Source organism: Paenibacillus naphthalenovorans, from assembly GCF_900099895.1.
Taxonomy (GTDB): domain Bacteria; phylum Bacillota; class Bacilli; order Paenibacillales; family NBRC-103111; genus Paenibacillus_G; species Paenibacillus_G naphthalenovorans.
Genome location: NZ_FNDY01000046.1, coordinates 20612 through 29244 on the forward strand (window position 1 = coordinate 20612; position 8633 = coordinate 29244).

Below are 8633 nucleotides of genomic sequence, written 5' to 3' on the forward strand. Positions count from 1 at the left end.
AGCCGCTCGGCACAGGGATAATCCAGCGCTTCCCATACGCGTTGTATGACAGGCATTGCTTCCTGGTAGGCCAATGGCCGTTTACGTTTCAAGTTTGCAAGAACGCGTATGGCATCCTTGCGATGACATCCAAGCACATTCACGGCGTTGTCTAGAATTGCTGACTTCTCATTACGCGTTTTCGCTCTCTTGTATTGATCAGCCAAGGAACGGATCACTTCACGTCACGTTTTTATACTCAGTTTCAAAACACATCCCTTCGGTAACATTTCGTCGTGCGTGAACCGATACCTATTTAGTGACATTTTAACTGAGTCATCGCGCGTTCTTGACAGAACATTAATCAAGTGGTATTATTTTGTTTGAAAAAAACAAGGTAGACTTTTCAAAAAACCAATATTGGTTAGTTGATAGTAAACCGACAATTTTCGGAATTTAATGGCGTTAAAAGCGGCCATTAAATTCTGGATTTGTCGGTTTTTTTGTTGAAAAAATTCAAATGTGTGTGATGGAATAAACAGTTTCCTGGATCATTGGAGGAAGTCAGATGTTAACTTTGCTGAATTCTAATTCATTAACGATAACCTTTTTTGTAACCCTTTCGCTTTCATTATTTAGCGCGCTTTTTATGCTGCATCCGCGCGTTCCCTTAAAATTTGTTCGTTTCCATGTTGGCATATATGGATTATCACCCTTAATGTCGCTGTTGAATCTTGTTGCTTTCAAAACGAATAAGATTTATGGCCCCTGGCACCTTGATCCCCTGGCTTGGTTGACAGCATTATTTGTCCTCATCATTGGTTTTGTAATACAGCGTTATTCCATTCGTTATTTGCTTGGTGACCGTAATTACAGAAAATATTTTGCGCTCTTCACCTTCACTACAGGTTCTGCCTCAGTCGCCTGGTTAAGCGATGATCTTCGTTGGCTTATGGTTTTCTGGGGATTCACTCTGTTAGGAATCACATGGCTCATAAGTTTAAATAAAGAGTGGCAAGCAGCTAAAACTGCGATCGCGCGTTCCAGGCAATTGTTGACGCTTAGTTGGCTAATGATGTTGTTGGCCATCATCTGGCTCGCAAAAGCAACTGGACACTGGCAGCTATCATTTGTACTTGCCAAAGACAGTCTAATGAACCTTGGCTCGTGGGAGAAAACCGGTATAAATTTGCTGCTGGTGTTCGCAGTGGCGATTCCTGCCGCGCAGTATCCTTTTCAACGCTGGTTACTGGACTCAGTCGTTGCTCCAACGCCTGTCTCCGCAGTGATGCATGCGGGTATAGTGAATGCCGGTGGAATACTACTGACTCGATTCGCACCGCTATTTAGCGGCGATTTAGCCCAAATCTTTTTGATCGTTCTTTCGGGTTTCTCCGTTTTGCTAGGAACAGGAATGATTTTGGTCCAGGTTGACTATAAACGTCAGTTAGTCGGTTCTACGATTGCCCAGATGGGCTTCATGCTGATTCAATGTGCATTAGGTGCTTATTTGGCAGCTATCATTCATGCAGTGTTACATGGCCTGTTTAAATCCACCCTTTTTTTGCAGGCAGGTTCAGTTGTTCATCACAATAAGAGAACTAATCCTACAACCCGCCATTCGCCACTTATATGGAATACGGCAGGGGGTCTTTTAGGTCTGGCAGTGGGGTTCTGTTATTGGATAAATGACAATGGAACGGGTCATGACTTCATTAGCGCACTACTTCTGGGATGGTCCGTGTCAATTGCATGGACACAGCTTGTAACTTCGGGGCACGGACATATTGGGCGATTTGTTGGCTTTTTTCTAATAGCTGGAGTGACAATCGTTTTTAACATCATCCATGCAGCTTTCAAAGATCTATTGCATGGCACCGTTTCGGAAGTAGTACTTCCGTCTGCAACATTGCTCATCTTGGTTCTATTTATTTTACTAACCGGCAATGCTGTTGTTTTTTGGTCAACTCGCCATCATTCTTCCACCTCTTTTGCTGCGTTGTATCTATGGCTCGTACGATTGAGTGAACCTCATCCCAATTCGGTCGAAAGCCATCCAAAGTTTCTTGTTTTGAGTATGTCTAAAGGAGGGAATAAGAAATGACCGAATCATTAACATTACTCGAACAATCAGAATTGGAAGAGGTAGCCGCAATAACGGATCAATTTGATCAAGGTCTGATTCCCGATTCTAAACCCGCTATTCACGATTTGGTTAAGTCCGCAAGTCGAGTCATCGCACCCTTGGGACCGATCTCAGTATTTGCAGCCCGTCATCCCTGGGCGGGGATGGAAGAGCAACCATTCGAACAGGTCGCACGTTGGTTCAAAGCCGTTTGCGATGTAGATATATATCCTAATGTTTCTATTCTGAAGGACGCGAAGAATCGAGGGGAAATTGATCCGGAATATCTTGAAACAAATTTCCGACATTGGCTTGATTCACAATCTCTTGATTTGCCAAGAGACGTCGTTGAGAAATTCTGTCGCGCCGCGCTTCGGTTGGATAATCTACCTGCCAACGTTCTAGAAGCACCGGAATTAACGGTCTTGGCGAAGAAACTGAGCCATCTGACATTGCAGTTTTTTGAGGAACAACCGATACAAACCTTGAGTTTTCGTGTGGAACGGCAACAAGGCGTCAATGTGGCCAGTTATCTGGATCACCACGTAATTAAATGGTGTAAATTGTACCTAGACGAGTCTCAGGCAGCCTGGTCCATGCCCAGTCGCAAGGAAGGGTTCTTTCGCACCTGGCGCCGCCTTGTTCAGTACGATCCGGCACTTCTTCCATCGCAACGCAAGCAATTAAGTAAATGTCCGCAAGAGGCACACGAGGCTTTATTGGAGGCTCTGTCGGCGCTTGAAATTTCCCAACCACACATACAGAAGTATCTTGAGGCACATTTGCTTTCTTTGCCTGGATGGGCGGGAATGATGCTATGGCGTTCTCAGCAATCAATCGAAGAAAAGTCACTTTTATTGGAATATTTGGCCGTTCGCATTACTATGGAACGGGCATTTATAACACCTTATCTGCCTTTAATCAAGCCAAAATCGGAAGATGTATTACGGCTGATTCCGTTGATCGCGGCGTGGGTTCACTGGGGGGATACTTCCATTGAAGAATGGTCAATGTTGTCTTCTTCGGAGCAAAAAGCGCGTTTGACCCTTGCGTATCGTTTTGATGATATACTCCGAAGACGGATTTGGCTGGAAGCGTGGGAACAAACATACGAAGATCAATTGAAAGTAAAGATCTCATCAAGACCATGTGTATCAAACGATGTAAAGTCTGTAATGGCACAATTTGCTTTTTGTATTGATACGCGTTCAGAGCCTTTTCGGCGCGCACTTGAAAAAGAAGGTCCTTTTGCAACGTATGGAGTTGCCGGTTTTTTCGGATTGCCTATTGAGACGGTTGAACTTGGGAGCAAACATAGCCATTTCTCCTTACCGGTTATTCTCGAACCGCAGTGCAAAGTAAAGGAGCTTGCTTCCGAATTTGAATCCAATCGATATCTACAACGTCTGCAGTCGGTAAACTCACTTAACCATACGTTTCAAATGATGAAACAAAACCTGCTTACAAGCTTATTGTTGCCGGAGATAAGCGGTCCCTGGCTTAGCCTTCAGATGTTGGGGCGCAGCCTTTTCCCGCGGGAAGCAGGTCGCGTATTCCAACAGATTCGACAAACATGGTTGCGTAAACCTTCTACGGAGCTATCGTTGGATTATGTGCAATCTGAAACGGAACTCCCGGTTGGTTTTTCTGAAGAAGAGAAGGTGCATTACGTCCAGCAAGCGCTGAAAATGATGGGGCTAACCGATCACTTTGCTCCATTAGTAGTGATTTGCGGTCATGGTAGTCACAGCACCAACAATCCATATGCTTCCTCGTTAGACTGTGGTGCTTGTGGAGGGGCATCGGGCCGATTTAACGCACGAGTTCTAGCCAGCTTGTGTAACCTTCCAAACGTAAGGAATACCTTGGCACACAAAGGGATTGTAATTCCGGAAGAGACAGTATTCGTGGCTGCCGAGCATATCACGACCATTAATGAATTACGTTGGGTATATGTTCCCAAACTCTCAAATGCGGCCCAAAATGCATTTGACCGAATTTGTGCCGCATTGCCAAAGGTTACGGAACGTGTAAATAAAGAGCAATTATCGAAATTACCCAATCTCGCACCTCGTTTAGAAAAGGCGACGACCGAGATGCAACGTTTTGCGGAAGATTGGAGTGAAATGCGCCCTGAATGGGGACTCGCACGAAACGCTGCATTTATCATTGGAAGTCGCCGGCTTACTAAGGAGTGCAATTTGGACGGAAGAGTTTTTCTACACAGTTATGACTGGCAGAAGGATCATGATGGTACGTTGCTTGCGAACATTATTACTGGGCCAGCGACGGTGGCTCAATGGATAAACCTTCAGTATTATTCGTCTACCGTAGCGCCGCATTATTATGGAAGCGGAAATAAGGCAACTCAAACCGTTACTGCCGGAATCGGCGTCATGCAAGGAAATGCGAGCGACTTGTTAACTGGACTTCCCTGGCAGTCTGTGATGAAATCGGATCATGAGTTCTATCATGCTTCTCTGCGTTTGCTGATTCTCATTGAAGCACCCCAGGAGTATGTGGAGCGATTGCTGGATCATGATCATATGTTCCGCCAAAAGGTTCAAAACGGATGGGTACGGCTTGCAAACCTGGATCCAAAAGGATACTGGAAAAGTTGGTCATTAAACATGTGATTGCCGTTATGTACCAAAAATTATTGGGGAGAAAACGATATGGATAAATCAAAAGGTATGATTGAAGCTGAAGTAAGCAGAGCTTTAACTCATTGGGAAAAAGAGTATCTTGGACGCGGTTCTCTAACGGTTAAATCCGATATTCTACGGGATATGATTATTGTTACTTTGCGCGGGATACTGACCCCGGCAGAATACACCCTTTGTAAAGATAAAGAAGGGATTTTATCTATAAAAAACACCCGAACAAGTTTGGTGGAATCAGGTATCGAGGATCTTAAAGAGATTATTTTTAATATTACCGGTCTTGAAGTCGTGAATTTTCATACCGACATTAGCACAAGAACTGGAGAACGAATCATGGTCTTTCGGCTCTCAGATGATTTAACAAACAAATTATTATAAATAATACTGACGGCTATGTACGAATCAGGTTCGTTGTTCGGTTGTTTCTGTTCTAAATTCGTTTGTTCATTGGTATAAATGCCCAAAACTAAGGGGGGGTAATCCTATGAATTCAGTTGAAAACAAAAAAGCATTATTTGTGATTGGAATGGAAGATAATATGGAACACTTATTACAACAGGCGGTCAATATCCATCCGAATAACATGTTGATCCTGCAAATAGATGGGCCAGTTATTTCACAACATTTCAGCGATGTAATGCGAGCTATAATGATTGCCGTTTATGAAGAAAAAGTTAAGGAAATTTTTGTATTCGGGAAAAAAGATGACTCGGTCAATAAAGCGGAAAGACAAGAATTACTTAAAAAAATATATGGAAACGAAGAATTAAAAGAGAAATTACGAACAATCAATTATCTTTTTGAACATTGCACGCCAGACTTTCCTGGCATCAAGTTAAGTGAATGGCTAGAGGGCAGCAAAACTTCAACTGAAGGTATACAGAAAAGTGTCAAAATGATTCGTCAACATCCGTTGATGCCATCTGATGTTCAAGTTCACGGATTATTGATTGACAAAATGGGCGGAAAAGTATCAGAAATTAACATTTCCTAAGACAATAATGATGTTAAGCTAAAATGAATAAATTAATTTTTAAACCAATTAAAGGGGCTGCTGTGCAGCTAGCCACTTTCTTAATGAATCGATTGAAAGCCGAACTGTCGGCATAATCTTGGGGGCGCTGTCCCAAACCTCCAGAAATTAACGCTTGGGTTCTTATGAGTATGAGAAATAGGGAGCTATTTGCTCCCTTTATCCAAACAGACAGAACTGAACAACGTAAGCGTCAAATCCAGCACACCTGGTCAAAGCGTCTCCAGCCTGCGAGAATAGGAACGAAACGTGTGCGCGAGAGCACCGAACCGGACGGAACGCCAAAGAGCCCTGACTGAGCAGTCAGAGCGGTTCGAGGCACAACGTCAGAACAGGCGACAGGTGATCGGCAATGCGGGGGACCACGGAGCCAACTTCTCCAGAGCGGCAGCGTCTCGCGGGTTCGACAACTGCGGCAGTTGCTCGAACAGGTACTGCAAATAAGCCTCCGGTTTCAGCCGGTTCGCTTTCGCCGTTTCGACGATGCTGTACAACACCGCACTGGCCTTCGCTCCGCGCGGCGTGTTGCTGAACAAGAAGTTTTTTCGGCCGATCACCGTCGGCTTGATCGCCCGTTCGCTGCGGTTGTTGTCGATCTCCAGCCGGCCGTCCTGCAAAAAGGCGGTGAGCTTCGGCCACTGGTTCGTGCAGTAGGTGATCGCCGTTCCGAGCAGCCCTTTGGGCAACACGCGCGCGCGTTGGCCCTCAAGCCAAGCCGCCATCCGATCCAGAATCGGCTGGCTTTCCTCCAGGCGGGCTGCATGGCGCTCCTCCGCCGTCGCCTCCTTCCAGCGGCGTTCGACTTCAAACAGCGCATTGCACAAGGCCAACCCTTCCGCCGCGGCGGTTTGGGCGCGTTGCGCCGGCGGCGCCGCCTGCACGGCTTCGTGAAATTTGCGCCGCGCATGCGCCCAGCAGCCCAACTGCGTAACCCCCTTGAGCCTGGCATATCCGCTGTAGCCGTCCGTCTGCAAGTACCCCGTGAATCCGGCCAGAAAGGCCTCCGGATGTTCACTGCCGCGTCCAGTCCGGTAGTCGTACAGCACCACGTCGAGCTCGGCTCCGCGCCCGGTGCGATACAGCCACAGGTACGATTTCGCTTGCGCGGATCGGCCCGGCTCCCGCAGGACCTGCAGCGTCGTTTCATCCGCATGGACATGATCTTGCGCCAGAAGCTTGGCATGGAAGAGATCGTACAAGGGAACGAGCCACCGCTCACTGGCGGCGATCAGCCAATTGGCCATCGTCTGCCGCGACAGGTCGATGCCCCATTGCCGGAACTGTTCTTCCTGCCGGTAGAGCGGCAAGCTGTTCACGTATTTCTGATGGATCACGTGCGCCAGCATGGAGGGCGACGCCAGACTGCCCGGCAACGCCGGGGCCGGCATGGGTGCGGTCACGACTGGGGTGCGCACGCCCGTTTGCTCGCAACAGCGGCAACTGTACACGTGGCGTACATGCTCGACGACGCTCACCTGCGCCGGAATGATCTTCAGTTCCCGCCGCACTTCCGTGCTCATCGCATGCAGCGGCCCGGCGCAATCCGGGCAGACGCCTTCCGTTTCGTCCAGCGTGTAGTGGATCGTTTCGACCGGCAGGTTCGCCAGTTTCGCTTCCCGTTCGCCTTTGGCTTTCTTCCGCCGCTGAACGGTCACCGTTTCGACCGTCGGCTCGGGTGCCTTCGGATCGGCCTCCGCTTCGGCTTCGTTGAACAGCGTCAGTTGATCCGGATGCGTTTGTTCGCTGGAGGAGGCGAAACGCCGGTGCTGCGCCAGCCGGAACTGTTCCTCGTACCAGCGCAGCCTGGCGGACAGTTCCGCGACTTGTTGTTCCAGCCTGGCGTTTTGCCGCAACAGGTCTTCGGTTGTGGCAGGGGTTTTCGCTCGATTTTCCATACCCTCCAACTTCGACATCCCGTAGGCCGTTCCTGCCGGGAAATAAGACGAAAAATCGAAAACAAATCCTGCTACATGACAGCTTGGACCCGCACCGGCGGATGCGCCATACGCTGCGTAAGCGTCAGCCCGTCCAGCAGCCAGCGCAATTCGCGACTGGAGACGGTGACCGTTCCTTCGCAGCCGGTCGGCCACTGAAACGTTCCGCGCTCCAACCGCCGATATAGCAGCCAGAAACCGTTGTGATCCCAGAGCAGAATCTTGAGCTTGTCGCGCTGGCGGTTGCAGAACACAAAGAGGCTGGGCGCGAACGGATCCAGGCCGAAGCCCTCCTGCACGAGAGCGGCCAAAGAGTCGATGGACTTGCGCAAATCCGTAGATCCGCAGGCCAAATAGACGTTCTCGGGATTCGGAAGCGTCAGCATGACACCGCCTCCGCCAGCGCATGCACGACTTCGCGAAGCAACCGGGGGTCGAAGCCGGCGTGAAGTTCGATCTGGGCCGGACCGACGCGAAGGACGAGCGGCGCGCGCTTTCCCTCGTCGACCACGGCCAGCGGAACAAAGTGTGTCGCCGGGGTTGGCGTGGAGGAGACGGTCGAGATGGAAGGCGCGCATTTCCTGGATTTGTAGAGCCAGTATTTCATTTGATCGACCGTGCAGTCGTGGGCCGCGCACCAGGCTTTCAAGGTCAGGCCGCTGGCCCGGTACTCGGCGATACGCGCATGCCACTGCTGCCGTAGCTGTTCTTTTTTCGTCATGAGGCAACCTCCTTGGGCGTTCGGTTGCCTTCATTGTCTCACGCGGCTTCGGCCGGTTGAAGGTGGGGACTGTTTGACGCATACCTGAATCCGTGATAGTTCTTCTGTGAAAAAGAAGAAAAAGAAAGGAAATCGCATCTCCGATGGTGAATTTTAAAGGAACCATGAATGATCCACT

The 8633-nt window shown here is 48.8% G+C and carries 7 protein-coding genes; 4 read left to right on the plus strand and 3 right to left on the minus strand.

The annotated features are described in order from the left end of the window. Positions 1-547: 547 nt before the first annotated feature. From BLT35_RS24490 to BLT35_RS24505, 4 genes are all read left to right on the plus strand, one after another. Positions 548-2083 carry an NADH dehydrogenase subunit 5 gene (locus tag BLT35_RS24490; protein ID WP_074730035.1) on the plus strand — a complete coding sequence of 512 codons (1536 nt, stop codon included), beginning with the start codon at positions 548-550 and terminating at the stop codon, positions 2081-2083. Then, entirely contained in the window at positions 2080-4740 is a 2661-nt protein-coding gene (locus BLT35_RS24495; protein WP_074730036.1) for a DUF2309 domain-containing protein, read from the plus strand. The genes BLT35_RS24490 and BLT35_RS24495 overlap by 4 nt, the downstream gene beginning before the upstream one ends. Before the next feature lie 39 nt (positions 4741-4779). Beyond that, entirely contained in the window at positions 4780-5145 is a 366-nt protein-coding gene (locus BLT35_RS24500) for a Na-translocating system protein MpsC family protein (RefSeq protein ID WP_027094041.1), read from the plus strand. Positions 5146-5251: 106 nt separating this feature from the next. Next, complete coding sequence (locus BLT35_RS24505) at positions 5252-5761, plus strand: carbonic anhydrase (RefSeq protein ID WP_074730037.1); 510 nt, start codon at positions 5252-5254, stop codon at positions 5759-5761. Positions 5762-6126: 365 nt separating this feature from the next. Here BLT35_RS24505 and tnpC read toward each other — a convergent pair whose 3' ends face one another. From tnpC to tnpA, 3 genes are all read right to left on the minus strand, one after another. Next, positions 6127-7695 (minus strand): IS66 family transposase, encoded by a 1569-nt coding sequence (tnpC, locus tag BLT35_RS24510; protein ID WP_074730040.1) that lies wholly within the window; start codon positions 7693-7695, stop codon positions 6127-6129. Between the two features lie 71 nt (positions 7696-7766). Next, positions 7767-8120 carry an IS66 family insertion sequence element accessory protein TnpB gene (tnpB, locus tag BLT35_RS24515; protein WP_074730038.1) on the minus strand — a complete coding sequence of 118 codons (354 nt, stop codon included), beginning with the start codon at positions 8118-8120 and terminating at the stop codon, positions 7767-7769. Then, positions 8114-8455, minus strand: coding sequence for an IS66 family insertion sequence element accessory protein TnpA (tnpA, locus tag BLT35_RS24520; RefSeq protein ID WP_074730039.1), 342 nt, complete (start codon positions 8453-8455; stop codon positions 8114-8116). Before tnpA ends, tnpB begins: the two co-directional genes overlap by 7 nt. Positions 8456-8633: the final 178 nt, after the last annotated feature.

Bases quoted from the DNA above. Each gene is read 5' to 3' on its own strand.
- BLT35_RS24495 (WP_074730036.1), top strand. From the start codon at position 2,080: ATGACCGAATCATTAACATTACTCGAACAATCAGAATTGGAAGAGGTA.
- tnpA (WP_074730039.1), bottom strand. From the start codon at position 8,455: ATGACGAAAAAAGAACAGCTACGGCAGCAGTGGCATGCGCGTATCGCC.
- BLT35_RS24490 (WP_074730035.1), top strand. From the start codon at position 548: ATGTTAACTTTGCTGAATTCTAATTCATTAACGATAACCTTTTTTGTA.
- BLT35_RS24505 (WP_074730037.1), top strand. From the start codon at position 5,252: ATGAATTCAGTTGAAAACAAAAAAGCATTATTTGTGATTGGAATGGAA.
- tnpB (WP_074730038.1), bottom strand. From the start codon at position 8,120: ATGCTGACGCTTCCGAATCCCGAGAACGTCTATTTGGCCTGCGGATCT.
- BLT35_RS24500 (WP_027094041.1), top strand. From the start codon at position 4,780: ATGGATAAATCAAAAGGTATGATTGAAGCTGAAGTAAGCAGAGCTTTA.
- tnpC (WP_074730040.1), bottom strand. From the start codon at position 7,695: ATGGAAAATCGAGCGAAAACCCCTGCCACAACCGAAGACCTGTTGCGG.